Source organism: Bacillus infantis (assembly GCF_020171945.1).
GTDB lineage: Bacteria > Bacillota > Bacilli > Bacillales > Cytobacillaceae > Bacillus_AB > Bacillus_AB infantis_A.
In genome coordinates this window covers 81,055-106,886 of the sequence record NZ_JAIVAP010000014.1, presented here as the reverse complement: position 1 = coordinate 106,886, position 25,832 = coordinate 81,055, and the positions used below count along the sequence as shown (strand labels likewise).

At 48.0% G+C, this 25,832-nt stretch carries 22 protein-coding genes; 16 read left to right on the top strand and 6 right to left on the bottom strand.

Annotated features, from left to right (window positions below; genetic code table 11):
• Positions 1-26 precede the first annotated feature (26 nt).
• On the bottom strand, positions 27-752 hold the full coding sequence (locus LCM00_RS17760) for a MurR/RpiR family transcriptional regulator (RefSeq protein WP_224904572.1): 726 nt from the start codon (positions 750-752) through the stop codon (positions 27-29).
• A gap of 240 nt (positions 753-992) precedes the next feature.
• On the opposite strand from LCM00_RS17760, the gene LCM00_RS17755 reads away from it, so the two are divergent.
• From LCM00_RS17755 to LCM00_RS24760, 9 genes are all read left to right on the top strand, one after another.
• A complete protein-coding gene (locus tag LCM00_RS17755) occupies positions 993-2,429 on the top strand; it encodes a glycoside hydrolase family 1 protein (RefSeq protein ID WP_224904569.1) in 1,437 nt (478 codons plus the stop codon).
• A gap of 91 nt (positions 2,430-2,520) precedes the next feature.
• The gene (locus LCM00_RS17750) at positions 2,521-3,381 is read left to right on the top strand and encodes an EamA family transporter (protein ID WP_224904567.1); all 861 of its coding nucleotides are present in this window, start codon (positions 2,521-2,523) and stop codon (positions 3,379-3,381) included.
• 276 nt (positions 3,382-3,657) lie between these two features.
• Positions 3,658-6,024: a polyprenyl synthetase family protein gene (locus LCM00_RS17745; RefSeq protein WP_224904565.1), complete on the top strand. Its 2,367-nt coding sequence runs from the start codon at positions 3,658-3,660 to the stop codon at positions 6,022-6,024.
• A 140-nt stretch (positions 6,025-6,164) separates the two neighbouring features.
• On the top strand, positions 6,165-6,602 hold the full coding sequence (locus LCM00_RS17740) for a MarR family winged helix-turn-helix transcriptional regulator (protein WP_224904563.1): 438 nt from the start codon (positions 6,165-6,167) through the stop codon (positions 6,600-6,602).
• 32 nt (positions 6,603-6,634) lie between these two features.
• Positions 6,635-7,396 carry a TerC family protein gene (locus tag LCM00_RS17735; RefSeq protein WP_224904561.1) on the top strand — a complete coding sequence of 254 codons (762 nt, stop codon included), beginning with the start codon at positions 6,635-6,637 and terminating at the stop codon, positions 7,394-7,396.
• Positions 7,397-7,606: 210 nt separating this feature from the next.
• Complete coding sequence (locus LCM00_RS17730; protein ID WP_224904559.1) at positions 7,607-8,392, top strand: SDR family oxidoreductase; 786 nt, start codon at positions 7,607-7,609, stop codon at positions 8,390-8,392.
• A gap of 471 nt (positions 8,393-8,863) precedes the next feature.
• Complete coding sequence (locus LCM00_RS17725) at positions 8,864-10,078, top strand: hypothetical protein (protein ID WP_224904557.1); 1,215 nt, start codon at positions 8,864-8,866, stop codon at positions 10,076-10,078.
• 18 nt (positions 10,079-10,096) lie between these two features.
• Positions 10,097-11,338: a Zn-dependent hydrolase gene (locus LCM00_RS17720; protein WP_224904555.1), complete on the top strand. Its 1,242-nt coding sequence runs from the start codon at positions 10,097-10,099 to the stop codon at positions 11,336-11,338.
• A gap of 234 nt (positions 11,339-11,572) precedes the next feature.
• Entirely contained in the window at positions 11,573-12,394 is an 822-nt protein-coding gene (locus tag LCM00_RS24760; protein WP_318247622.1) for a methyl-accepting chemotaxis protein, read from the top strand.
• Positions 12,395-12,433: 39 nt separating this feature from the next.
• Here the strand turns inward: LCM00_RS24760 and LCM00_RS17710 are convergent, their stop codons facing one another.
• Together LCM00_RS17710 and LCM00_RS17705 are read right to left on the bottom strand one after the other, a co-directional pair.
• The gene (locus tag LCM00_RS17710) at positions 12,434-12,946 is read right to left on the bottom strand and encodes a GNAT family N-acetyltransferase (protein WP_224904553.1); all 513 of its coding nucleotides are present in this window, start codon (positions 12,944-12,946) and stop codon (positions 12,434-12,436) included.
• Positions 12,943-13,944: a glutathione S-transferase family protein gene (locus LCM00_RS17705; protein WP_404802175.1), complete on the bottom strand. Its 1,002-nt coding sequence runs from the start codon at positions 13,942-13,944 to the stop codon at positions 12,943-12,945. The genes LCM00_RS17710 and LCM00_RS17705 overlap by 4 nt, the downstream gene beginning before the upstream one ends.
• 278 nt (positions 13,945-14,222) lie before the next feature.
• On the opposite strand from LCM00_RS17705, the gene LCM00_RS17700 reads away from it, so the two are divergent.
• The 6 genes from LCM00_RS17700 to LCM00_RS17675 all read left to right on the top strand — a co-directional run bounded on the left by LCM00_RS17700 (position 14,223) and on the right by LCM00_RS17675 (position 20,189).
• Positions 14,223-15,488: a hypothetical protein gene (locus LCM00_RS17700; protein ID WP_224904549.1), complete on the top strand. Its 1,266-nt coding sequence runs from the start codon at positions 14,223-14,225 to the stop codon at positions 15,486-15,488.
• 375 nt (positions 15,489-15,863) lie between these two features.
• Complete coding sequence (locus LCM00_RS17695; RefSeq protein WP_224904547.1) at positions 15,864-16,256, top strand: hypothetical protein; 393 nt, start codon at positions 15,864-15,866, stop codon at positions 16,254-16,256.
• A 161-nt stretch (positions 16,257-16,417) separates the two neighbouring features.
• Positions 16,418-17,866 carry a phytoene desaturase family protein gene (locus LCM00_RS17690; protein WP_224904545.1) on the top strand — a complete coding sequence of 483 codons (1,449 nt, stop codon included), beginning with the start codon at positions 16,418-16,420 and terminating at the stop codon, positions 17,864-17,866.
• A 106-nt stretch (positions 17,867-17,972) separates the two neighbouring features.
• Positions 17,973-18,398, top strand: coding sequence for a hypothetical protein (locus LCM00_RS17685; protein ID WP_224904543.1), 426 nt, complete (start codon positions 17,973-17,975; stop codon positions 18,396-18,398).
• An 84-nt stretch (positions 18,399-18,482) separates the two neighbouring features.
• Entirely contained in the window at positions 18,483-19,367 is an 885-nt protein-coding gene (locus LCM00_RS17680) for a helix-turn-helix transcriptional regulator (RefSeq protein WP_224904541.1), read from the top strand.
• A 207-nt stretch (positions 19,368-19,574) separates the two neighbouring features.
• The gene (locus LCM00_RS17675; RefSeq protein ID WP_224904539.1) at positions 19,575-20,189 is read left to right on the top strand and encodes an acetate uptake transporter; all 615 of its coding nucleotides are present in this window, start codon (positions 19,575-19,577) and stop codon (positions 20,187-20,189) included.
• Positions 20,190-20,236: 47 nt separating this feature from the next.
• On the opposite strand, the gene LCM00_RS17670 is transcribed toward LCM00_RS17675, so the two are convergent.
• From LCM00_RS17670 to LCM00_RS17660, 3 genes are all read right to left on the bottom strand, one after another.
• Positions 20,237-22,279 (bottom strand): molybdopterin-containing oxidoreductase family protein, encoded by a 2,043-nt coding sequence (locus tag LCM00_RS17670; RefSeq protein ID WP_224904537.1) that lies wholly within the window; start codon positions 22,277-22,279, stop codon positions 20,237-20,239.
• Positions 22,280-22,388: 109 nt separating this feature from the next.
• Complete coding sequence (locus LCM00_RS17665; protein WP_224904535.1) at positions 22,389-23,015, bottom strand: FMN-dependent NADH-azoreductase; 627 nt, start codon at positions 23,013-23,015, stop codon at positions 22,389-22,391.
• Between the two features lie 122 nt (positions 23,016-23,137).
• On the bottom strand, positions 23,138-23,563 hold the full coding sequence (locus LCM00_RS17660) for a MarR family winged helix-turn-helix transcriptional regulator (protein WP_101551614.1): 426 nt from the start codon (positions 23,561-23,563) through the stop codon (positions 23,138-23,140).
• Positions 23,564-23,745: 182 nt separating this feature from the next.
• Here LCM00_RS17660 and LCM00_RS17655 point away from each other — a divergent pair, with 182 nt between their 5' ends.
• The gene (locus LCM00_RS17655; protein ID WP_224904533.1) at positions 23,746-25,791 is read left to right on the top strand and encodes a bifunctional diguanylate cyclase/phosphodiesterase; all 2,046 of its coding nucleotides are present in this window, start codon (positions 23,746-23,748) and stop codon (positions 25,789-25,791) included.
• Positions 25,792-25,832 lie beyond the last annotated feature (41 nt).

Below are 25,832 nucleotides of genomic sequence, written 5' to 3'. Positions count from 1 at the left end.
CGGCCTTTTCACCCCCTCCTGCTGCCCTAATTGCCAAGCCGGTGTATTTCCCTGGCAATCGATTCAAGAATATAAACGACTGGCACCTGGGTGGTGATGTTGGATTCTCCCATCCATTCCTCACTAACATAATAGGAGATATTCAAATCTGAAATCTTCGCAATCGTCGAAGCACGGTTATTCGTAATGCTGATGATTCTGCTTCCTTCCTGCTTCAGCCTGTTCAGATGTGCCACAGTAAAAGGCGTTTCCCCTGAAACAGAGAGGGCAATGACGACGCTGTTTTTCTGCCACTTCGAATGGATCGGGAAGTGCGGGTCTTTTATATACAGAGAGAAGGCCCCTAAGCTTGAAAAATATCTGGCGCCATATTCAGCCAGGATGCCTGAGCTCCCGATTCCGATAAAAATGACACTGTCAGCGCCTGCCACAAGCCTGGCAGCTTTTGTAACGGTCTGCTCAAGATCCCCCTTAAGCGCCCTTTCCAGAAACTCGGCTGCCGACTCCCGCGAGCTTTTGATGCCCGCTCCCTGTTGTTCCTCAAGCTGCATTTTCAGCTTTACCTTAAACTCGGAAAATCCCTCGCAATTCAGTTTGCGGCAAAAGCGGAGGATCGTGCTTGTTGAAACATGTGTTTCATCTGCCAGCTCGCGGATCCGCATATAAACCACTTTCCCGCGGTTTTGGGAAATATAATTATATAGAGAAATCTCCAGCGGATTAAAGCTGGCAATGGTTTCATTTGTAAACAAGGCTGTTTTCGCCCCTTTATCTAAAGGATGTCATCAATTGTTTACTTATTTTATCACAAGCATGTTTTCTGAAACACAGTGTTCCTGTTATGAAACAAATCTCTTTTTCGGTAAAAACAAACTGAATCAGCAGCCTTTATTTACTCCTCTAAGGATTCGGCGTTAAGATACTTAGTATCAGGCTTATTAATGAGAGGTTAGGCTAAAGTAAAAAAGGACTAGCCGGAGGAGGCAGACATCATGAAAGAATACCAATTTCCAGAAGGTTTTTTATGGGGAGGCGCAACGGCAGCCAATCAAATAGAAGGTGCCTATAATGAAGGAGGCAAAGGGCTGAATATCGCAGATGTCCTTCCCGGCGGAAAAGGCCGCTATGACATTTTAACAAGGCCGGGCTTTGACTTTGAGATCCATCCCGGCGATCACTATTACCCCAACCATGAAGCAATCGACTTTTACCATCGGTATCAGGAAGATATATCTTTGTTCGCGGAAATGGGCTTCAAGGCTTTCCGCATGTCGATTGCGTGGACGCGGATTTTTCCGAATGGGGATGAAGCCGAAGCAAATGAAGAGGGTTTGGCTTTCTACGACCGTGTTTTTGACGAGCTTCACAAGCATGGCATTGAGCCGGTCGTGACTCTTTCCCATTATGAAATGCCGCTCCATCTGGTGAAGGAATATGGCGGCTGGAGAAGCCGGAAGGCAGTTGCCTTTTTTGAAAAATATGCAAGAACAGTTTTAACCCGCTATAAGGATAAGGTAAGGAATTGGATGACCTTTAACGAAATCAACAGCGGCCTTGTCATGCCGATCCAAGGTCTGGGCTTTTCCATCCAAGAGGAAGATGACCGTTACCAAGCCACATTCCAGGCATACCACCACCAATTTGTCGCCAGCGCTCTTGCAGTGAAGCTATGCCGGGAAATCAGCCCTGAATCCAGTATCGGCTGCATGATCCTGTTTGCCCCTGTGTACTCTTTTGACAGCAATCCGGCCAACGTTATGCACAGCTTAAGAGAAGGACAGCTTTTCAACTATTTTTGTGCAGATGTGCAGGTCAGGGGAGCATATCCAGCCTATATGGACAGATACTTTAAAGATCATGGTATCCAGCTTGAAATGGAAGAAGGAGACCTGGATATTATCAGAGAAGGGACGGTCGATTATATCGGCTTCAGCTATTATATGTCCCGCACAGAGAAGAAGGAGAAGTCAGATGAAGAAGCTTCACAGGGGAATCTGATCGGCGGCGTCCGCAATCCGTTCCTGAAGAGGAGCGACTGGGGCTGGGAGATTGATCCTGAAGGGCTGCGGATCAGTTTGAATTTATTGTACGGCCGCTACCAAAAGCCGCTCTTTGTTGTTGAAAATGGACTTGGTGCCTATGATGAGCCTGAGGAAGATGGCACAATCAATGATGATTACAGGATCGATTACCTGCGCGGCCATATTGAAGCGATGGGGGAAGCCATAAAAGACGGAGTTGATTTGATGGGCTATACAAGCTGGGGCTGCATCGACATGGTCAGCATGTCGACGGGTGAATTCTCAAAGCGCTATGGCTTCATCTATGTGGACAAGCATGATGATGGCAGCGGCACTATGGCAAGAAGCAGAAAGAAATCTTTTTATTGGTATAAGGATGTAATCGGGACAAACGGGCGTACACTATAGGGTACAAGAAACCGGATGTACCCAGTCTCAGGCTGCTGTAACCGGCAGCCTTTTTATATTGGCTGCTATCCTATTCAAGGGAGATGTCACAATGAGTATCATCCTCGCATTATTGGCCGCTCTTTTCGCCTCGATGACCAATATTCTGGCGAAAATCGGGATGGAGAATGTAAACACCAATCTGGCAACAGCCGTCAGGACGATCGTTGTCCTGATTCTCGCTTTTCTCATGGTGCTGATTACAGACAAGTTCGGCACAATCATTGCGATACAGCCGAAAGCCATGCTCTTCATTATCTTATCAGGCTTCGCAACAGGACTTTCCTGGCTGTTTTTCTTCAAAGCACTGGGAATCGGCGAGGTTTCCAAGGTCGTGCCAATTGATAAGTCCAGCATTGTCCTCACAATCATCCTCTCCATTTTGCTGCTCGGGGAGCCAGCAGCTCCCCAGATCCTGGCCGGAGGTGCCCTCATCACCATCGGCACCTTCGTACTGATCGGCAAAAACAAAGATAAAAAGAGATTCACCGGCTCACAAAGCTATATTGTTTATGCGATATTGGGTGCTGTTTTCGCCGCCTTAACCTCTATCCTCGCCAAAATCGGGATGGAGGGTGTAGACTCCAACGTCGCCACCTTTCTGAGGACCATCGTCATCCTCCTGTTCGCATGGGCCATTGTCTTTTACCAAAAAACCTACCGGGAAATGAAAACCATCTCCTCCAAAGGCTATCTGTTTCTCATCCTTTCGGGAGCTGCAACCGGGCTGTCCTGGCTCTGCTACTTCGGCGCGATTGCGATTGGCAAGGTCTCGGTCGTTGCCCCGATCGACAAATTCAGCGTCGTCCTCACCATGATCCTGAGCTTCATCATTTTAAAAGAAAAAGCAAGGAAGCACACGATTGCGGGCGGGGCGATCATCACTGTTGGGACGGTGTTTCTGGTTTTTTAAACAGGAGGCCCGTCCTGGAACAAACCATTGCCCCCGCCCTTGCCGACTAGTACCAAATATTTCTGTTGACCCTCCCGTATCCGAAAAACTTCCTGCCTTATAATTACACCCGGCAATCCTCTGATTCTCAGACAGGGGATTTTTTTCCTGTCTGACCCCCGCAAAAGCCCTCAAACATGCTATGTTAAAAGAATGATATGGAAGGATAGCCTCATTAATGATTGCCCATGTGCATGCATACATATAGAAGAGACCAAAAGCAAAGGTAGTGTCCAGATGATAAAAGAAACCATAATCAATCCTGAAGCCTGCTACCGGGAGGCGGAGAAGAAGGCAGCTGCCTATTTTCAGGTGCTATTCGCCCAGGCTGCAGAAAAAAGCTTTGTACCCGTGCTGGAAAGAGACTTTCATACATGGAAAAAGAATCATCGGCAGCGGCCATTTTTGCCGTTTTTTTCTCGAAAAAGCAGAAAGCCTGATTCCAAGGCTTATCATTCTTATATCAAGTGGCTGGAGTACAGGGGCAAGCTGGATGATTATCTGGACCGGAGCATTTCTTATTTATATATGAGGGATCTGGGAAAATCCCTTGATGATCAGGATACAAAGAAAAGCATCAGACGGGCAGTGGGGAGCCTGAAGGAGCGTCTAACAGCCAAGCGGCAGGAAGGCAGTCCCAGCGAGTTCGGCATGGCAGGGCTGTACAGATGGGCTGAGAAAGAGGGCCTCCAATCGGCTGTCATCTGGCTGATGGAAAAATTGCAGCAGACGGCACAGAATATCCCTGAAGGCATGGATGCTGCCCATGCCCAGCGTAAGCTGATCAAAATCATCGCAGGCGTCCTGATGCATGAAAATGACGGTATGGAAGAAGGGATAGAGGGAGAGGAGCGGAAAAGAAGGCTGGAGCGGGCAATCAGGCTGGGCTATTCCTATGGGCTGACTTATCCTTTTATTGACGATCTGCTGGACAGCCGGGTGCTGTCTGAAGAAGAGAAAAAGCAGTATTCAGAGCTGATCCGCACCACCCTGACAACAGGAAGCGTCCCGCCGCTTGGCAGGTGGCAGCATGCTATTCTTCCTTTTATCACCTATGTGCATACTGAGCTCCGGGAAGCCTTTCATTATATAAAAGCCCAGCAGGCGACAGAAACGCTGGCCAGCTTCCTTGAGCAGGCCTATGTCTTTTTCCAGTCCCAGGAGGTGGACCGGCAGAAGGACCTGAACAATTCATCATACACAAATGAAGAATTGTATATTCCGGTGATTCTGAAGTCTTCATCTTCACGCCTGATTGTCCGTTCGGTGCTGAACAGCGGGAAGGATGACGGCTTTGACAGACGGACCTTTTATTATGGAATCTATAACCAGCTTGCCGATGATTTTGCCGATCTGTTCGCTGATCTGGAGGATGGGGCGGTCACCCCTTATACATACTATCTCACCCACCATAGGACGCGGCAGGATCTGCTGAATCCGTTTGAGCTCTACTGGACCGTCATTGCCCACATCATCCATGATGTCTACGGCTCCGATCCGAAAGCGAGCGAGGTTATTTTGGACCGGGCCATCAATGGCCTGAAGCGCAGCAGGGAGAGGCTTGGGAAAGAAAAATACATGGAAGTTATGGACCTGTTTGCCCCAGGCAGCCCGGAATTCAGCCGGCTGATTCAGCAGACGGCCGCGAAGTCTGCTGATGTCGACTTTTTCGACAAGCTGCTGAGGGACCATATGCTGGATAGCCTAAAAAGGCAGCGGCAGGAGCGGGATGAATTCCGCGGCAGTGTGGAGGAAGTGCAGCAAAAAATCAATGAATTGCTTCCAATCAAGGAAATAGAGCTGGTGATGGAGGAGCCTGTCCGGGAGGCGGCCAATTACAGCCTGGCAGCCGGAGGGAAAAGGCTAAGGCCAGTCATTGCCTGGTTTGCAGGGGTTGAAGCATACGGAATGGAGGAAGCTGCTTTGATGCCGCTTTTTCGTTCGCTGGAATATATGCACACAGCTTCCCTGATCTTCGATGATCTTCCGGCACAGGATAATGCCCCGAGCAGAAGGGGGCAGGCCGCTGTCCATGAGGTATATGGCACTGCAGCTGCTGAGCTTACAGGCCTTTATTTGACACAGAAAGCTATGGAGGATCAGGCGTCGCTCACCTCATTCGCGCCGGAAGCGGTCCTGGCACTGATCCGCTATACTGCCCGTTCGACCGCTGAAATGTGCCGCGGGCAGGCGATGGACCTTGAAGCAAAAGGAAAAGCACTAACACCCGAACAGCTTGATGCTCTTTGTTTTTATAAAACCGGCATTGCCTTTGAGGCGTCCATCATCATGCCGGCCATTCTTGCAGGGGCAGAACGGGATGAAATCGACATCCTGAAAAAATTTGCCCGGCATGCCGGCATTGCTTTTCAGATACGGGATGACCTGCTCGACGTGGAGGGAGATCCGATGCTGCTCGGCAAGCCGGTCGGAACGGATAGCAGGAACAGTAAGGAAACCTATGTTTCGGCGCTTGGAAAGGAAGGTGCCAAAAAGGCGATGTGGGAGCATTACTGTTCGGCAGCTGAATTGCTTCAGGAACTGCGGGGGGAGTTTGCCTTTTTGGGATATTTGCTGGATTATATGGTCCATCGGGAAAAATAAGATAGTTTGCGTCCGGCTGCTGTGAAGCGGCCTTTTTTTGAGCCCGCGCATTATTTGAGATACTTGCCAACTATAATAGTATGATTTATAATATATATAGATTATATATAATATAAATCATACTTAACGGAGGAACATGCATGGTTGTTATGGATTTTAAAAATATGCTCTGGAATTATACACGGAAGATCAGCGAAAATACGAATGTGATCATCACCTCTATTTGTGAGCAATATGGGCTGACAAGCCTGCAGATCCGCATACTGGTCGAAGTGCAGCAGCATGGCTCCCATACAATCGGCAGCCTCGCAGCCCGCCTGAACATGGCTGGCACCAATATTTCGACCATGTGCAAAAAACTCGAAAAGCTGGAATTCCTGAGGCGGTTCCGGGATCCCAATGATGAGCGGGTCGTCAAGGTAGCCCTTACCGATAAGGGTGCACAGACTGTTGAGGAAATAAATGCAGCACTGATTGAGAAAATCTCTTTTTCCATAAAAGACGAATCCGATGAGTCGCTTACTGACATAATTGAAGGGCTCAAAAAGCTGAATGAACTGCTGGAAAGAATGAAATAAATAAGCTCAAGACATCAAAGGAGATATGAAGAATGTGGCAGGAAATTTTATCGACATACGCTTCCATGTTTGATTGGCATATGTGGGCCGAGATGCTGACCTCATCAAAAGCATGGGGAATGATTTTATCACTGGCGGTCCTTGAATGTATACTATCAGCCGATAACGCACTGGTATTGTCGGCCTTCGTCAAGCCGCTCCCTAAAGATCAGCAGAAGAAAGCCCTTATTTTCGGGCTGTGGGGAGCTTATCTGTTCCGATTCATTTTCATCGGCCTCGGTACGTTCCTGATTAAATTATGGTTCATCAAACTGATCGGTGCCCTGTATCTGTTATGGCTTTCTGTTAAATTCTTTATGGACAAGCTGAAAAACAAAGATGAAGGTGAAGAAGATGAGGCGCGCAAGCCAAAAGGCTGGCTCGTCACTACATTCGGACTCTTCTGGGCGACTGTCATCAGTGTTGAGCTGATGGACCTTGCGTTCTCAGTCGACAGCATCCTGACCGCCCTTGCTGTATCAGAGGAAGTCTGGGTCATTCTGCTCGGCGGCATGATCGGCATCCTGCTGATGAGGGGTGTCGCGACCTTCTTCATCAGCCTGATGAACAGAGTGCCTGAGCTGGAAACAACCGCTTATGCGCTGATTACCTTCATTGCGGTTAAAATGGGACTGACACTGGTTGAAATCCATATACCGAATGAAATCTTCATCGGTGTCATGATCCTTGCGTTTATCGTCACCTTTATCATCCACGCTATCCGCAAAAACAGGACAGAGAAATTCTCACACTGATCAAAATGCCCGGCAAAGCTGAAATCCAGCTGTGAGCCGGGTATTTTTTTGTATTAAAAAATGCGAATGTGGTTTCATAATCCGGCTTTCCCCAGGGCAAAGGCTAAGCTGGCCGGCAGGCAAAATGCAAACCTCCGCCTATTCATGTGTTTAGGGAATCCCATGATGGGAAGAGAAAATGGTAGAGCTAATAATAGGAGGAATCAGATTATGAGCAAAACCATTTTCATCACCGGCGCCGGCAGCGGCCTTGGAAGAGGGGCTGCCATCGGCCTTGCCAAAAAAGGGCATAAAATCATCGCTACAACAGAAATTACGCCGCAGAAGACGGACCTTCTCCGGGAAGCGCGCGAGCTTGGACTCGATATGGAGGTATTCAAGCTGGATATCACCAATGAGCGGGACAGGGCACAGATAGAGGAATACGACTTTGATATTTTTGTGGCCAATGCAGCCATTAATGAGGGCGGACCGCTCGGTGAAGTGCCGATGGACCGTTTCAGGGCCTTGTTTGAAGTGAATGTGTTTTCGACATTGGAAACCGTTCAGATCGCCGCACAGAAATTCGTCAAAAAAGGCAGCGGCAAGATCATTTTCATGAGCTCGATGGCAGGCATTTCCGCGACTCCTTATGTCGGCCCATACACAGCCACTAAGCATGCTATTGAAGGAATCGCCCAGACACTGAAGAGCGAGCTCGAGGAATTTGGCGTAAAAGTCGCCACGATCAATCCAGGCGCCTACAACACCGGATTCAATGACCGCAGCGCCGAGGAAATATGGAAATGGTATGATCAGGACAAGAATTTCACCAGGGAGGAAGATATGCTCAAGCAGCAGGAAGGTCTGAAGCATCAATTTGATCCAGAGGACATGATTCAAAAAATGATTGAAATTATCCCGGCGGACCATCACAAATTCCGTACAGTCCACCCGCAGGAAACCGAAGAACAACTGAAGAAAACCCAGCAGGAGCGCTGGGAGATGGAGATATAGGATAAGTGGTGCCAGGCACCTGCTGACGCAGGTGCTGGCACTTTTTTTGTCACTATTTGAAGTCTGCAGGCTTATTTCCCCGGAAATGGTCGAATAGGCCCGCCTTCTGGGGAAGGAAGACAATCTAATAGTGTATCAATTAGTGTCAGGCACCGGCCGTGGACAGAATCGGGTCAAGTGTCCATTTGCGGTGCCTGGCACGGAGATTTCAGAAAAGAGTAAATGCCCGTTTGAAAGTCTATCAGACGGGCATTTTTCATCCACGAAGAAAAACTCCCCTCTGAAACCAAGCCTTCAGCTAAAAACCATCTCGCTTCACTGCTTTAAAACGTCCGCACTTAAAATTGCAAACGGTTACTTTAATATTTAAAATAATTTAAATTGACTGACTAATTTAACTGTATTATTATACTAATATTAATTATTTTTCGCACGTCGAAATAATAAATTCAGAAAAGGAGGGAGCTTCCTATGTCCCAGATGTTGGCAGTTGTTATTCTTGTTCTAATTTTATTCATCGGAGATTTTATTGCAGTCCGTACGAAGGCATGGGTGCCTTCCATCTTTGTGTGTGCGGTTTTGTTCTTAGCGGGGTATTGGACATTCTTTCCGCAGGATATCGTTGCCCTGGCAGGAGTGCCGCCGGTTGTAGCGACACTGATGATGTATCTATTAATTACGAATATGGGGACGCTCCTATCGGTCCAGGAATTGAAAAATCAATGGAAGACAATTGTTATAGCGATCTCCGGCATTCTTGGAATCATTGCCATCCTGTTTGCTGTTGGATCGTTTATCTTCGGCTATCAGACGGTCGTGGTCGCTATTCCTCCATTAGTGGGAGGCGTTGTCTCTGCCCTGATCATGTCTGAGGGGGCAAAGGAGGCGGGCCTTGCTTCTCTGTCTGTGTTTGCCATTGTCATCTATGTCATGCAGGGATTTGCCGGCTATCCGATAACATCCTTTGTTTTGAAAAAAGAAGGAAAGAATCTTCTTGAAGCATACCGCAAGGATGGAGGAGCCGCTCTGAAGGAGCAGCAGATTGCCAAGGCGCAAACGGCTGCTGCAGCTGAAGCAGCTCCCGCCGCACCTGAGCTAAAGCTGTTCAAGCATATGCCGGAAAAATATAATACTGATTTCTTCAAGCTGCTGCGCCTTTCCGTTGTTGCTTTCCTGGCCTACCAGGTTTCCGCTTGGCTTGCTCCTGTTGTCAGCGTGAGCCCGTTTGTCATCTGCCTGCTGTTCGGTGTTATCGCCACCAGCTTAGGCTTCCTGGAAAAGCAGGTTCTGCAAAAAGCCAATGCATTCGGGTTTGCCATCATGGCTTTGATGCTCTTTATTTTTGATGGATTGAAGCAGGCAACACCGTCGATGATGCTGCAGATCATCGGGCCGCTCGTCGGCACTATTGTGCTTGGCGTCATCGGAATGTACATCTTCTCCTTTATTGCCGGAAAAATTCTCGGCGTCAGCAAAAACATGGCCTTTGCCGTATCATTGACAGCATTGTACGGTTTCCCGGCAGATTATATCATCACGAATGAAGTCATTAAATCATTGACCGAGGATGAGGAGGAAAGGGAGATGCTGACAAGCCATATGCTTCCGCCAATGCTCGTCGGCGGCTTCATCACCGTCACCATCGTTTCCGTCGTCCTCGCAGGATTCTTTGTCAGCCTCTTATAAAGAAAGGAAGGATAGAATATGAGTCTAGTAAAAGAGCAGCTTGCTGCCAGAATAGAGAGCCATATTAGTGCATTGAGTGAATTTACCGCTACACCTGGAAAGGGAACGACCCGGCTGACCTACAGCCAGGAAGACCTGCAGGCCCGCAATTATATAAAAGAAAAAATGAAAGAGATTGGGCTTGAGGTCACGGAAGACGGTTTTGGCAATATTTTTGGAAAGCTTGAGGGGACATTGAAGGAGGCACCGTGCGTGCTGATCGGCTCCCATTTCGATTCTGTCCCGAATGGCGGCTCTTATGACGGACCGGCAGGCGTTGTGGCAGGTCTTGAAGTGGCTGCACTGTTTGCAGAAAATAATGTAAAGCCGAAATACCCGCTGGAAGTCATCGCAATGGTGGAAGAGGAAGGCTCCCGCTTTGGCGGCGGGCTGATGGGTTCTAGGGGCATCACGGGCCTGATGTCCGAGGAGGAATTTTTCCAGCTGGCAGACCGGGATGGAGTGCTGGCGAAGGACGCAATGGAGAAAATCGGGCTCGATCCTTCTCTTCCTAAGCAGAGGGACCCGGAAACGATTAAAGCTTTCCTGGAGCTGCATATCGAACAAGGGCCAATCCTGGAGGAAAAAGAAATCCCGATTGGGGTAGTCGAGGCCATAGTCGGCCTGACCCAGCTGGATGTGACCATTAAAGGGCAGGCAGGCCATGCGGGTACTACCCCGATGGACCGCCGTTCCGATGCATTGGCTGCGGCGGCTGACATCATTGCCGGCCTTCCCGGGCTGGCTCTGGCTGAAGGAGAAGGCACTGTTCTTACAGTCGGGCGCCTGAATGTTTTTCCGAATGGAGCCAATGTGATCCCGGATAAAGTGGTTTTCTCGGTCGATATCCGCTCAGGCAAAGAGGAGCATGTGCTGAGTGTGGTTGAAAAAGTGAAAGAACGGATTGCGGCTTATGATCAGGGCGGGATCCAGGCGTCCGTTGAGCAGCCTCTGTATATGAAGCCAAAAGAAATGGATAAGGGTATTCTGTCGCTCTTGAAAGGCAAATGTGCTGAACTGGATATTCCCTGGTCCCCGATCAACAGCGGTGCAGGACACGATGCAATGGTCCTTTCCGATTTCACAGACGTCGGGATGCTGTTCGTTCCAAGCAGGAATGGCCTGAGCCATTGTCCCGAGGAATGGTCAGATTCAAAGGATATAGCGAAAGCCGTTGAAATTTTTTATGAGGCGGCCAAGAAGCTGACGGAAGCAGATTGATAAAATAAATCTGGTGCCAGGCACCGCTGATGGACAGTTGGGGTAGAAGTGTCCACAAGCGGTGCCTGGCACTTTTTTATGTCTAAAAACCTATTCAGACTATCTATTTGCTTGAATTCGAGATAAAATTAGGTACAAATAACTATATTTTAAAAATATTCATACGAGAAGTGCAAAAGTCCTTTCAATTTGAGCGGCTTGGGCCTTCTTGGAAAGGGCTGGAATATGATTATAATGAAAGAACATCATGAAGTACTGGCTGCCTATATGAATGCAATCCCTCTGATTCATTCTATGCTTCCGGAAATATCGATTGGGGTTGCTGATACGGAAGAATGGCTTGCCTATTTTCCCGGGAAAAAAATTGACCTGGGCATCAAGCCGGGGCTGCGGATCGACCCCAACGAGCCTTTAGCAGACTGCATTAAAAATAACAAGAGGATTGAGGAAGAAGTGCCGGAGGAGTTTTTTGGCGTTTCTTTTACAGGAATGGCGGCACCAATTCTTCAAAATGGAGCAGTAATAGGAGCACTTGCCATCCAAATGCAGAGGCAGAATGAAAAAGAATTGCGCAGCATCTCTGAGCAGATTGTTGATTCAATTACACAGGCAAACCATCGTGTTGCTGCCATCACAGAAGGAGCAGAGGGATTGGCGGAGATCACCAATCAGCTACTGGAACGGTCGAATCAGGCGACGAAAGAAGTGGATAACACAGACGAAGTGCTTTCGTTCATTAAAAAAATTGCCGACCAGACGAATCTCCTCGGTCTGAATGCAGCTATTGAAGCGGCAAGAGCAGGCGACAAAGGAGCCGGTTTCGGCGTGGTGGCCAATGAAATACGAAAGCTGTCCCATGATACCATCTCTTCCACAGAAAAAATTTATACGATCCTGAATAATGTCCAGAAGTCTGTGAATGACATTACCTCCTCAATCGAAAAAGTCCTGGCGGTCGGCCAGGAGCAGGCAGCATCCACGGAAGAGATCTCTTCTTTTATTGAAACGATTGAGTCGATGAGCAAGAAGCTGAATTTATATGCGTCAGAGCTCTAAAAACAAAACGGGGGGAAGAGTACACCTTCCCCCGTTTTTTTATTCTATTTTCAAAACATACGCCCTCACAATAATCCCATCACCAGCCGGCTCAAAATCATACTGCGGAAGCCTTTTAAATCCAAAACCCTCGTAAAGCTTCATCGCATTCTTCATAAAATCGCCTGTGTGCAGGCCGATTTTCCGGAAGCCCTGTTCCTTTGCACGGCGGATGCATTCAGAAATCAGAGCTTTTGCAATACCCTTGCCCTGAAATTCAGGAGCAACGGCAAGCATCCGGATTTCCGGATAGTCCATTTCCTCTACAAAACCTTCATAAGCATCAGTCCTGGCCGGGAATAGGGCGACGCTGCCGGCTAAATTCCCATCCAGTTCCGCGATGATAAGCTCCACCCCTGGCTGTCGGTCGGCATCTGATGATATCGCTTTTTTCAATGCTTCCCAATGCGGCCCTGGAATGCTGCCGATATGGGCCGAATAGGCGGAAACCCGCTGCTCGCGGATGCTCTCTGCCATCTCCTTGTCCGCATTGCGGATGATTACCCCGCTCATCTGCCATCTTCTCCTTTTTTCAAAAACTTCTCCGTTTTCCCGCTGAGCTTTTCACGGCCATGATCTGTGCTCCATACTGACAATTCCGGACCCTTTGGCAGGATAGCCGGCTCTGTCTTATCGGTAGAAATGGTGATGGATAAATGATAGTGCTGCTTAATTGCATCAAAATCAGTCGTGTCCCCAAAGCCCGGCGTCTGGTAGAGATCGCGGGCATAGCCCCATAGATGCGTATATTCACGGATCAGATTCCGGTTTGTGTTGAAAGCCGTGTAATAGGCAGCATCAAACCTGGCAAGGGTCGTGTACAGCCTCACATCTGAATCGGTGATATAGTCGCCGAACAGGAAGCGCCGGCCGGAAAGCCTTTCCTCCAGAACGTCCAGGCGGCTGAACAGCTTTTCATATGCCTCTTCATAAGCTTCCTGCGAATGGGCGAAGCCGCATTTGTAGACGCCATTATTTACATCATGAAAGATGCTTTCATTCAGTTCGTCGATTTCAGCTCTCAATGCTTCCGGATAAAGGTCAGGTGCATCTTCTTTATGCAAAGAGGCCCATTCTGTCTCAAAATAGTTTGTGAGCTTAAAATAGTCGTTGTTAACGGCCTTTTTTTCTTTTATATCAACCATGACCGGCACCGTCGGCCTGCCGTCATAATCAGGGTCTGCGTTTTTATAAACTTCGCTCATATATTGAATGCCGAGGACAGGATCGCGGTTTCCTTCATCAAGGGAGAATTCCCAGTCAACATGCTGAAGGCGAGGCCGCATCGGGCTGGCTGTGCCCAGGCTGATGCTCTCTTCAAGGCCCAGCACACTCCGGACAATAACCGAACGGTGCGCCCAAGGACAGGCGGCAGACCATAAAAGGCGATATCGGCCCGCTTCAACGGGCAGCTTATCCGGCCCCTCTCCAAAAGGAGTCATAAATCGGTTCGTCTGGCGCTTGAAAGAGCCATCAGATGAAATCTCCTTTGGTTTATTGCTTGAAGGCAATTCACAACTTGAATCTTGAGATGATTGTGGCAATGTGCAGCATCCTTTCTTATTGAAAAAATAGTTAAATAGTTAAATATCTCAGTCTGCTACCAGTTTAGTATAAGGGCAATTTTCAGTCAATTTTTGAGTGTGATATTGCATGTGGTGCCAGGCACTGCGAATGGACAGTTTCCCCTCATTTGTCCACGGACGGTGCCAGGCACTGCTGCCATATTCTTTGAAACCAAATTACAGTTTCTTTCGTAAAGAAATTAGGATGAAACAAGGAGGCTGCTATGGATCAAAGAATAAAGAAATTTGCAGATTCAGTTTTTGAAAAGTTCGGGCTGGCAGAATATTATCTCGGAAGAACCGGATTCTATCATGACTCGCCTTTTCAGAACAAGACGGACTATACTCTCTGTATGGAATGGTTTCCTATTGGTGCAGCTGCAGAGGGTGATGACAGCAATCCGGAGGGCACGGCTGTCATAGAAGTGCACATCCCGAGCGGCAGGACGAGGAGAGCGATATTTGCGGGCGGGAAGACATCGGCCGACGGGGTTAAATTCATGCCCGGTGACCGGGGCAGTATGATTGATTGGATTGAGAAAGAAACTGGCCTGAGCTATGGGCAGCAATTCATGCTGACGAACGAAAAGGGCAGAAGGCTTCATTTTTCAGCGGCTGTCAATGGCACCGTTATCTATCCCGGTGGTTATATAGAGCTGGAAACAGATGAGGAAGGAAGGCTGATTACTTTTTCTTCACATGGAAGTTTTCCCGAGGCAGATCAGGTACAGGCAGAGAAATATGCTCTCTCGCTTGAAGACATAGATGAAGATCTTCTTAGAGAGCAACTGATATTCGCTCAATTCCCAAACCAGGAAAAAGAAAAGTGGTTTTCCCTATTTGCGATTGAGGAAGTCTTCATCACAAATGACAGGCAGAAAACGATTGAATTTGACCCAATAGGGATGGAGCCAAAGCTTATGGTCGATCAGGTAATAGATTGGGACAAGCCTTCAGACGTTCCTTTTGAACGAAAGCCTATCATAGAATCCGAAGACATTGGAGCAGACCAGGCATTCGGCGGAGAACCTCATATAGAGTCCTATCCGATCCGGGAGGCTGAGGCTGATAAATGTGCGGCAGCTGTCAGGCAGGTGCTCAGCCGGGAATATCCTAACGAATCCGGCCAGTGGATATTAAAAACACTTCGCAGGACCCGCGGGTGCATTGATGCGGTATTAAGGAAATCCGGGCACGATTCTAGTGTTTTTAAGCGAAAGCTGACGGTTGTGATTGATGCCCATAGTTATGAGCCGAGAAATTATATTGACAACCAGATGATGCTCGACATGTTCGACGGTTACCAGGCACCAGGGGAGCCAGCGGTCGTTAAGGCCGAAGCCTTTGAAAAATTAAAATCATACTTCTTCTTAAAACCGGTGTATGTCTATGATGCTGAGAAAGAAAAGTATGTTTTATGCGGAAAATTGGACTGCCGGCATGCAGTAGATGCTGTGACAGGCAAGATTGTTCTGCTGGATGATATTTAAAGTGGATTTTATGCAGGAAATGCCCTTCTGATAAATATCAGAGGGGCGTTTTTTCATTAAATACTTTGCAGAGGCAAGTGATTCTACAAAAAAATTCTGTGATTCTACCTAAAATTCTTATTATTCTACCAAATTTTCCTTTTATTGTACATAAAATCAGCGTGATTCTACATAAAATACATTTATTGGAATTTATAAGCCGCTGCCGTGCCAGCCGCTCCCGTGCCTGACACCGCAAAAAGACACTTCCCCCCATTCTGTCCACGGGCAGTGCCAGGCACTCATTTCACCAGGAACATACGTTTTTACAGGACATGCATAATGCCTCCCCCATCTTAATAAGATGAACTATCATCTTAGAAATGGGGCGAGAGTTTGGTAAATGCGAATGGCATTGTTACAAAGGAGATCCTTGCGCGCTATGTGGAATTGAGCAAGACAAAGAAAGCTGCGGAAGAGGAGCTTGAGTCGCTGAAAAAGGTGTTCAACCTTCATTTTGATCAATCAGTAGGACAAAATGAAAAGGGCGAAATCACAGTGAGTACCTTCAAACTGCAGCGGCAGATCAGGAAAGCTGAGAAATTTGAGCAGGAACCAACCGTAAAAAGGCTTGAAGAGTTAAATCTCCATGAACTGATCCAAAAAAAGCCGGATGAAGGAAAAATCAAATCAGCTCTGGACCTAGGCCTGCTAAAAGAAGCAGATCTGGAAGGGTGCCGGACGATCAAAACCAATGCAGCCATTTATGTAAAAGAAATAGACTCCTAACCGTGCCAGGCACCGCAAATGGACACTTTTACTGTATTTGTCCACGGGCGGTGCCTGACACCGTAAGGATACCATATTAGAATTTCTGCTCCGCTTCCTCTATTGCTTATAATGGTAGAAACACGATTGAAAACATGCAGCATTCAAAGGAGGCAGCAGGGATGGCAGAGTCAGTTTGTATAATCGGGGCCGGAATCGGAGGCCTGACAGCCGGGGCCCTTCTGGCAAATGCCGGCTTTGAGGTGACTGTACTGGAAAAGGCATCAACCGTTGGCGGATCGGCTGGCTTTTATATACGAAAAGGACGGATGTTCCCGACCGGTGCAACTGTCGCATTCGGACTGGAAGAAGGAGGACTGCTGAGAGAGCTGCTAAATGAAGCAGGGGTTAACCTCCCGGCAGAATGTCTGTCCCATCCTATGGATGTTATATTGCCCGATCGGAGAATTTCCATTTTCCAAAGCACAGAATACTGGGAGGAAGAGCTCCAGCGCGTATTCTTTGAGCGCCCAGAGGATGTGTTGCAGTTCTGGAGAGAGCTTCACAAAATCGGGGAAATGGTACAGGCTGTTTCAGCTTCAGGGATATCTCTTCCGATAAAAAAACTTTATGACCTCGGAAGCTTCCCAAACCTTGCCATCCGGGGCCCTTTTTCCATGCTAAGACTCTCACGTTATGCCCTTTCAACAGTAGAAGATCTATTAAAGAAACATAAGCTCGAACATTATCTCCCGTTCAGGCAGTTCTTGGATGCCCAGCTGCTGGATGCCGCGCAGACCGATGCTTCTGAGGCTGCTTTGCTGCCTTCAAGCCTGGCCCTGACCATTTATAGGAAAGGGAGCTTTTCTATTGAAAAAGGACTGGGACAAATCAGCTCTTCTTTAGCAGAGAGGATTGAGCTATTGGGTGGAAGGGTGGAGCTTGTTTCCCCAGTTAAAAAAATCGAGTATAGTAAAAGCGAAAAAAAGTGGATGGCAGAAAGCAGGAAATACAGCGGAGCATTTGATTTTGTCATCAATAACACCGGCATTTCCTTTGGAGAAGGGACAAGCCATAGTGAAGGTGATGAGTTTTCATGGGGAGCTTTCCGAGTTGACAGCATCGTGTCAGGAAAGGACCAAAGAAACCTGCCTTTTGCTTATCAGATCATGCCGCAAGGGGAGCAGGAAGAGTTTCACGGCCCCATCTATGCAACTCTGCAGGAATCGCGGGACAGCAGCGGGCTTACAATCGGGGATGAAATGATATTGACGATTTCTGTCCATACCGACAGCGATATATGGGCTTCATTTGGAAAAGAGGAATACAGGCAGCGGAAAGAACAATTGGCAGGCAGACTGCTTGAAGAAGTAGATAAAGCCGTCCCAATCAAAGCCCGCTTGCAGAAAGCAGAAGCGGGCACCCCTTTGACTTACCAGAAATTTGTCGGGAAAACGGAGGTCGGCGGATTTCCCCTGACCGTCCGGAACAGCATCCTCAAGCCAAAAAGCTTCCGGACTTCCTTGCCGGGATTCTATTTAGCAGGAGAGCAGGTCTTCCCCGGGCCGGGCACATTATCATCAGCGCTAAGCGGCCGCAATGCCGCAAGGGCTATCATAAAAGAACATTAACCCTGCGTGCCAGGCACCGCAAAAAGACACTTTCCCAAAAATGTCCACGAGCGGTGCCTGGCACGCATTTTTTGGTATAAAATGAGAAAAACAGAGGAGGACAACCATGAAACAATCTATCATTATACTAATATTAATCGCCATTCTTTCAGCCGGGTGCCAGGCACCGGAAAAAATGGTTTTGCTCGATGAGAAAATATCAGAAGTGAACGTCTCAAAATCGGATGGATTCGGCGGGATGAACGAAGAAATCCTTTATTCTTTTCAGGACAAAGAAAGCCTGGCCAGATTCGAGAAGGCAATCACATCTGCGGTCATACAGCCTGGGAAGGCCGATATTTCAGATCCTGAATATGACGTGATGGTGGAATATCAGCCGGAGGGGGAGTTTCCGGCGCATGGGATCCACCTGTGGCTCGGCGGGGAAAATGAGAGAAGCACTTTTATGTATATCGGGGATGATGCTCTCTATCTCACCTCTCCAGCACATACAGAGAATTTGAGGGAATTGCTCTTCGAAGAGAAAAAATAATACAGCTGGCAGCAACATAGCAATATAGGTCAAAAAAGCCCCCATCTGCTTTTGATATCTTAAATATGGAAGGAGGTGCCAGGAGTGGCCTACAGTTCCATCATCCAGAAGAGCATAGAGCATATTGAATCAAGCCTTCATGAGGACCTGTCGCTGGAAAACATCGCTCATACTGCCGGATTCTCGAAGTTTCATTATCACCGGATTTTCCAGAAGGAAGTCGGGGTGACGGTTTCCGAGTATATCCGCTACAGAAGGATTGCCAATAGTGCCCATATGCTGCTTTATACAGACGAGAAAATCCTCGATATTGCTTTATACTTTCAATTCGAATCACAGGAAGCCTTCACAAGATCATTCAAAAAATACTATCAGCTCCCGCCGGGAAAATACAGAAAGCTGATCGGGAAACTGGCGGAGCAGAAGGAGGAAAAAAACATGGACAAAGAACAGAAGCCAAAAGGATGGGTATTAAGCGGAAGCCACCCGTTCAACTACCAGATGGGAATTGATCATGAAATTTTTCACAAAGGAAAATCATCCGGTTATCTGCAGTCACAGACCGTGGAAGCGCCAGGAGAATTTGCGACCATGATGCAGGAAATCAACGCAAAAAATTACCGTGGGAAGCGGCTGAAGTTTTCCGGGTTCCTGAAATCGAATAATGTGGACGGCTTCTGCAGCTTTTGGATGAGAGTAGATAATGCTTCCGATGAAGTCCTGCAATTCGATAATATGGGCAATCGCCCGATCAAGGGAAGCACAGGCTGGAATTATTATGATATTGTCCTGGATGTGCCGGAAAATAGTGCAATCATTGCTTTCGGCGTCATTTTATCAGGCCGGGGAAAAGTGTGGGTGGATGAATTGAAATTTGAGGAAGTCAGCACCACCGTCCCTACAACCAATATTGATTTTACAAGAGATCTTCACGAAGAGCCGGTCAATCTCTCTTTTGAAGAGGAGTAGAGAATGAGGAGAAAAGCAGGCATAATCCTTGGGGCGTGCCTTGTAATAGGGATCACATTGCTGAAGCTTCAGGCAGGAAGCTTTCTGTGGAATCTTATCAGCAGCGTCTGGAGCTGACCGCAATATAGCCCTTCCCATTAATAGGCTGTTGACACCCATACTTTTATCCTATAAAGTACACAAGTATGTTTTTATTAGGAGGAAAGTATGGAGACTCAGAATCAAACACAAGTTAAAATTACAGCAGCAGATCCATCCGCATTGGGCTTGTTCGGCCTTGCCATGGTTACATTCGTGGCGTCATCACAGAAACTGGGCCTGACAGACGGATTATCTTATATCCTTCCCTGGGCGTTTTTCCTTGGCGGATTGGCGCAGCTTTTCGCTTCGGTTCAGGATTCGAAGCATAATAATATTTTCGGGACAACGGCCTTCGGGGCTTTTGGATTGTTCTGGTTCGGCGTCGGCATGACCTGGCTGATCCAGCTTGGCTTCTTTGGAGAAGCCCTTGCCTCGGATGGAGACCCGAAGCAGCTGGGGTTCGCGTTCGTCGGCTATTTAATTTTCAGCCTCTTTATGACGGTTGGGGCTATGGAAACTCATAAGGTGCTGTTCTTCATTTTCGTGTTCATTGATTTTCTGTTCATCGGTTTATCCCTGAGCACCTTTGACATCATGCATGAAGCGACACATATGCTGGCAGCTGTTGCTGAAATGTGCATTGCGCTTCTGTCCTTTTATGGATCAGCGGCCATTGTGCTGAATACGCATTTTGGTAAAATCGTGCTGCCAATCGGCAGGCCATTCGGGATTTTTAAATAAAAGGAGGGTGCCTGGCACCGGGAGGAAATCCCGTGCCTGGCACCCTTTTATCTATATTTCTCCACATTTACACGTCCGGAAAAGAAGGTGGCGCCTCCGCCCATGTCGGCGATGCGGTCAGGGACGAGTGCGTTGACGAGATGCTTTTTGCCGGGAGAATCTGCCCAAAGGCCTTGGGATACAAGGACCCCCGGCAGGACACGGTCGCCGGCGTTCGCCTTCAGGATGCATTCGCCCCGGTCATTCCAAACCCTCACCAGGTCTCCATCCAGAATCCCCAATTCCTGTGCATCCTGACTGTTCATGAACAGCTGCGGCTCTTTTTCCAGTTCCTGATGCTTGCGATTATTGGAAAAAGTGGAGTTCAGGAAATTATGATTCGGCGCCGGGACGAAGAGGAACGGGTACTCGCTGTCCTTTTCAAGCGGTGTAAAGACAGGCAGCGGCGGATAGCCGTCTTTTTCCATCTGCTCGGAGTACAGCTCAATTTTCCCGCTCGGCGTTGGCAGTTTACCAGGGAAAAGAGGCTGTACCTTACCTTTCACAAAGCTATTCTCCTTCAGCGTTTCGTAAGTGATTCCATTCAGTGCAGGATTACCGGGGGTGTCAAGCGCCTGGCTGATCATTTCCGCCTCGGTGTCAGAAAAAGCCTCATCCTCAAAGCCCATTTCTGCCGCCAGAAGCCGGAAAACCTCTACATTTGATTTCGACTCTCCATAAGGTTTGATGACAGGCTCCTGCAGCTGCAGGTAATGATGCCAGTAAGACGTGTACAAGTCCGTATTTTCAAAAGAAGAAGTGGCCGGGAGCACGATATCGGCATATTTGGCCGTTTCCGTTAAAAATAAGTCATGGACCACTGTGAAAAGATCCTCTCTTTCAAGACCCTCCCTGACCAGATTGCTTTCCGGTGCGACAACAGCTGGATTAGTCCCGTAGATGAACAATGACAGAATCGGATTCTCTTTTTCATGAAGCGCCTGGCCGAGAAGGTTCATATTAATTGTACGTGCTCCGCTGTCCTTCCGAAGATCCGGGCGCTGCAGCTTGAAATTATTGAGGGCCAGGAACCCGCCATTTCCTTTAATGGCTCCGCCGCCTTTTTTCATCCATTGGCCTGTGATCGCGGGGAGGCAGGAAATGGTGCGGATGCACATGCCGCCATTGTCATGGTGCTGGATTCCATTGCCGATCCGGATGAAGGAAGGGGAGATGGTCCCGTACATCCTTGCCAGTTTATAAATATCATCCACAGGGACACCGGTGATGGCGGAAACAGCATCAGGATCATAGGCAGCGCAATGAGCCTTCAGCTCCTCATGCCCAACCGTCCAATGCTTAAGGAATTCTTCATCTGCCAGGTTTTCCGCAAACAGGATATGCATGATGCCAAGAGCCAGGGCCGCGTCTGTCCCCGGCAGGATAGGAATAAACCAGTCTGCAGCCCGTCCTGTCTGGTTTTTGTGGACATCAATGACGATCAGCTTTGCACCGTTCTTTCGCGCCTTTTGCGCCAGGGCGATCTGGTGCATATTTGTGCTCGCCGCATTGATGCCCCAGAAAATCATCAGCTTTGAATGGATTGTATCCTCAGGGTCTATGCCAAAGCTTCCGCCCATCGTATAGCGGTAGCCAACCGTGCCTGCCGCCTGGCATATCGTATAATCCAGCTTAGAAGCGCCAAGCCGGTTGAAGAAGCGCCGGTCCATGCCCTCGGAATTCAGCCTGCCCATATTTCCATAGAAGCTGTAGGGCAAAATGCTCTCGGGCCCAGCAGTTTGGAGAAGGTCTTTCCAACTCGAGGTGATTTCCCGAATGGCTTCATCCCAGCTAATTTTCTCAAATCTGCCTTCGCCTTTCCTGCCAATTCTTCTTAATGGGTGCTTGAGGCGCTTTTCATCATAGATCCTCTCCGCCTTATGGCGCACCTTCTGGCAAATATGGCCCTTTGTGACCGGGTGCTCCGGATCCCCTGCAATTTTAACAATTCTCCCGTTCTCTTTATGCAGCAGCAGCCCGCACTGATCCGGGCAGTCCAGCGGGCACACGCTCTTAAATATTCCATTCTCTGTAATTGCAGCTGACATCATAAGACCGCCTCTCCTCATTCATATATTAGTATCTTAAAAGAGTTGGACTATTCGTGCAATACAAGAAAAAGCCCGCTCCGGCTGGAACAGGCTTAATGGTGCCGGCAGATTAAAGTGCCTTCGCTGCTGCTTTTGCTTTTTCAAGACCTTCATTGATGATTTCCTGTGCGCGGTCAGGGAATTGGTTATGTCCTTCAACGATGATGGATTCAACGTCCTGGACGCCCCAGAAATTCAGGATGGTGCTCACATAGTTGACGGCCATTTCAGCGCTTGCCGCAGGGCCTTCAGAGTAAATGCCTCCGCGTGCATTAAGAAGGACAACCTTCTTGTCTGTCTGCAGACCGACAGGGCCTTCTGCTGTATAACGGAAAGTTTTTCCGGCCTGTCCGAGATAATCAAGATATGTGTGCAGTACTGCAGGAACAGTGAAGTTCCACAATGGGAATGCGAATACAACTTTATCTGCAGCCAGGAACTGGTCCAGATATTTGTTTACCAGGTTTGCTGCTTCAGTTTCAGCTGGCGTAAGCTCCATGCCTTTAGCAAGCTTGAACATGCCGCCCATCATATCATTGCTGTAGTATGGCAGGTTTTCGCTGAAAAGATCCAGCTCGGTGATTTGTTCGCCGGGATGAGCTTCTTTATAGCTTTCAACAAAAGCATTATAGAGCTGAACGCTTACAGCCTGATCGGCCGGGCGGGAATTGGCTTTAATGAATAATACGTTTGACATAAGAATACCTCGCTTTATTTTTCTGTGTTGCTATAGCAACTGTTGATTATACTAATATGACAAACACCACTTTACCACACTTTTGGTTGTTGTAGCAACATTAATGCAGGCAAATGTACAGACTACTGGACATTTGCCTGCATTTTACGGAGAATCCTCCTGACTTCGTTCTGCTCCTCCTCTGTAATTCCCTGGCAGACGAGAGAGTTGAATTCCTCGGTGAGGGGAATGATGTGCTCCCCGAGCTCCCGTCCTTTTTCTGTCAAAAACAGCTGGAGGGAACGGCGGTCGCTTTTATGCTGAATCCTTTGAATAAATCCCTTTTTCTCAAGATTGGATACCATGCGCGCAATGTTGGTTTTATCTTTCAGCAGCTTTTCAGCCACTTCATTTTGCGTAATTCCATCCTTTTCCCACAATAGCATCATGATTAAGTTCTGCTCGGGAGCAAGGTTATAAGGCGCCAGCCTGTTCTTCACATAGCTGGTCAGCGTCAGGTCGGTCTGATGGATATAGATGCTGATGTAATCGGTAAAAGAAAGCTTCAAAGGGGTTCCTCCGTTCTATAAGTAAACAGGCTTTGGATAATCATATTTTATGGTTATGCCGGCAAAAAAACAATAAGTTGAGCATCAATATGCCGGAAGTGAATTATTTAGTTGATATTTGGAAGAATCAGCCGATATAACCAGTATGAAATACCTATAAAAATGAATGAGGTTATACACCCATGTTTACTGTCCCAGATTCAGAGAATATATATATTCTCCAAGGCCATTATTCTGTCCTGATTGTTCTTCTTTCTATTATTATTGCCTGCTGTGCTTCCTATACCGCATTATCAATGAATCAGCGGATGCAGCAGCCAAGCTTTTTCCAGCAAAAGTTCTGGCTGCTGCTGTCTTCCATTGCAATGGGGCTCGGAATCTGGTCCATGCATTTTATCGGCATGAGTGCATTCATGCTGCCAATGCCGATGAAGTATGACTGGACGATGACAATCGTTTCTGTGTTTCCTGCCTTTTTGGCCTCTTATCTGGCCTTTTACATCAGCAACCGGAAGAACAGCACTCATTGGCCATCTGTTATTTCAGGGGCCATTATGGGGATTGGCATCTCCGCCATGCATTATTTCGGGATGGCTGCCATGGAGATGGAAGCGGAATACAGCTATAAGCCGGGACTGTTTGCCGCCTCCATCGCCATTGCTGTCGTGGTATCCTATATCGCCCTGTATATCTTTTCTGTGCTGCAGAAATATATGGGCAGCTTTCTGGTAAAAGCAGCCACTGCGCTTATCATGGGCCTTGCGATTACAAGCATGCACTACACAGGGATGGCCGCTGTTGTTTTTTATACAAAAGCGCCATTGGGCCATGCTTTGCATAAGATGCATAGTATGGATATGAGGCTGTTGATCGGCGTCATCACGGCGGGAATCTTGCTTCTCCTTGCCATTTCCGGCCTGACGAGCCTGCTGGACCGGTTTGTAGAATTCCGCCTGAGCTATTTTGATCCGCTGACACAGCTGCCGAACCAGCGTCAGTTTGAACAGGACTTAAAAAGCGGCGGCAAAGGAAGCCTGGCCATTATCCATATCCATGACCTGGAGAAATGGAACAGCGGCTTTGGCTATTCATTCGGGGATGAAATCATTCAGTCTGTCCATGGCGGAATTAAGGGGCTGCTTCCGCTGGAAATCAAGGCATACCGCATCGAAGGTAATCGTTTTGCGCTTTTCGCATCCGGGGAGCATGACTATGAAAAAATAAAAGCAGCCTTGAAGAGAATCATGGCTGTTTTCACCCAGCCGCTGATCATCGGAAAACAGCGGCTCGTGATTGATATGGTATGTGCCGTTAGTTCAGCCAGTGATAAACAGCCGCATAAAGAACTGTTTTCAAGCACAATGGCCGTACTCCAGCACTCGACGACCAAGTACAAGCATGAGGTAATAGAATATAATCCTGCAGTCCATACCTACAGCTTTGAAAAGGAGCTGTCTAAGGATATCACACCAGCTATGGGAAGCGGTGAGCTTTTTCTTGTCTACCAGCCGAAAATATCCTCAAGCACGTGGGAGATTTCGGGCATGGAGGCATTATTGCGCTGGAAACACCCCAGGCATGGCATGATTTCGCCAGGCGTTTTCATTCCCATCCTGGAGGAAAGCGGGAAGCTTTTCGAAGTCACAGACTGGGTAATTGAAAAAGTGTGCCTGCAGCTGTCACACTGGCAAAAAGAAGGGATAGCCCTTCACCAGATCTCGATTAATATCCCGGGCCCTTATCTGACTTCAGCTAAACTGCTGAACGTATTAAAAGACAGCCTTTTGAAATATGAGATCAGCAGCGATCTGCTTGAACTGGAAATCACGGAGACCAGCGTCATCCATGATATCGAGAATGCCATTCAGGCCGTGGCGCAATTCAGGGAAATGGGGCTTTCTGTTGCCTTGGACGATTTTGGAACAGGCGTATCCTCTCTCTCGTATTTAAAAAGAATACCGATATCGACCATCAAAATCGATAAATCCTTCGTCGACGGGGTGCCGGTGTCGGAAAAGGATTCGGCAATCCTGCGGGCCATTATTTCGCTGTCCTGCTCGCTGAACCTAAAGGTCGTCATCGAGGGGGCAGAATATCAGGACCAGATCGACTTTATTGCTTCTTTAAGCGAATCGCCTCATGTACAGGGCTATTATTTTTCCCGCCCCCTGAAAGAAGAAGAGCTGCTGGACTGGATACAGAACAGAAAAGAAGAGGCATTGGTGTAAAAAAAGAAGGCAGGCCGGATACTTTATCCCAGCCTGCCTTT

What these genes read in the sequence shown, in the direction of transcription:
- LCM00_RS17755 (WP_224904569.1), top strand. Translation starts at nt 993, where the DNA reads ATGAAAGAATACCAATTTCCAGAAGGTTTTTTATGGGGAGGCGCAACG.
- LCM00_RS17750 (WP_224904567.1), top strand. Translation starts at nt 2,521, where the DNA reads ATGAGTATCATCCTCGCATTATTGGCCGCTCTTTTCGCCTCGATGACC.
- LCM00_RS17745 (WP_224904565.1), top strand. Translation starts at nt 3,658, where the DNA reads ATGATAAAAGAAACCATAATCAATCCTGAAGCCTGCTACCGGGAGGCG.
- LCM00_RS17740 (WP_224904563.1), top strand. Translation starts at nt 6,165, where the DNA reads ATGGTTGTTATGGATTTTAAAAATATGCTCTGGAATTATACACGGAAG.
- LCM00_RS17735 (WP_224904561.1), top strand. Translation starts at nt 6,635, where the DNA reads ATGTGGCAGGAAATTTTATCGACATACGCTTCCATGTTTGATTGGCAT.
- LCM00_RS17730 (WP_224904559.1), top strand. Translation starts at nt 7,607, where the DNA reads ATGAGCAAAACCATTTTCATCACCGGCGCCGGCAGCGGCCTTGGAAGA.
- LCM00_RS17725 (WP_224904557.1), top strand. Translation starts at nt 8,864, where the DNA reads ATGTCCCAGATGTTGGCAGTTGTTATTCTTGTTCTAATTTTATTCATC.
- LCM00_RS17720 (WP_224904555.1), top strand. Translation starts at nt 10,097, where the DNA reads ATGAGTCTAGTAAAAGAGCAGCTTGCTGCCAGAATAGAGAGCCATATT.
- LCM00_RS24760 (WP_318247622.1), top strand. Translation starts at nt 11,573, where the DNA reads ATGAAAGAACATCATGAAGTACTGGCTGCCTATATGAATGCAATCCCT.
- LCM00_RS17710 (WP_224904553.1), bottom strand. Translation starts at nt 12,946, where the DNA reads ATGAGCGGGGTAATCATCCGCAATGCGGACAAGGAGATGGCAGAGAGC.
- LCM00_RS17700 (WP_224904549.1), top strand. Translation starts at nt 14,223, where the DNA reads ATGGATCAAAGAATAAAGAAATTTGCAGATTCAGTTTTTGAAAAGTTC.
- LCM00_RS17690 (WP_224904545.1), top strand. Translation starts at nt 16,418, where the DNA reads ATGGCAGAGTCAGTTTGTATAATCGGGGCCGGAATCGGAGGCCTGACA.
- LCM00_RS17685 (WP_224904543.1), top strand. Translation starts at nt 17,973, where the DNA reads ATGAAACAATCTATCATTATACTAATATTAATCGCCATTCTTTCAGCC.
- LCM00_RS17675 (WP_224904539.1), top strand. Translation starts at nt 19,575, where the DNA reads ATGGAGACTCAGAATCAAACACAAGTTAAAATTACAGCAGCAGATCCA.
- LCM00_RS17670 (WP_224904537.1), bottom strand. Translation starts at nt 22,279, where the DNA reads ATGATGTCAGCTGCAATTACAGAGAATGGAATATTTAAGAGCGTGTGC.
- LCM00_RS17665 (WP_224904535.1), bottom strand. Translation starts at nt 23,015, where the DNA reads ATGTCAAACGTATTATTCATTAAAGCCAATTCCCGCCCGGCCGATCAG.
- LCM00_RS17655 (WP_224904533.1), top strand. Translation starts at nt 23,746, where the DNA reads ATGTTTACTGTCCCAGATTCAGAGAATATATATATTCTCCAAGGCCAT.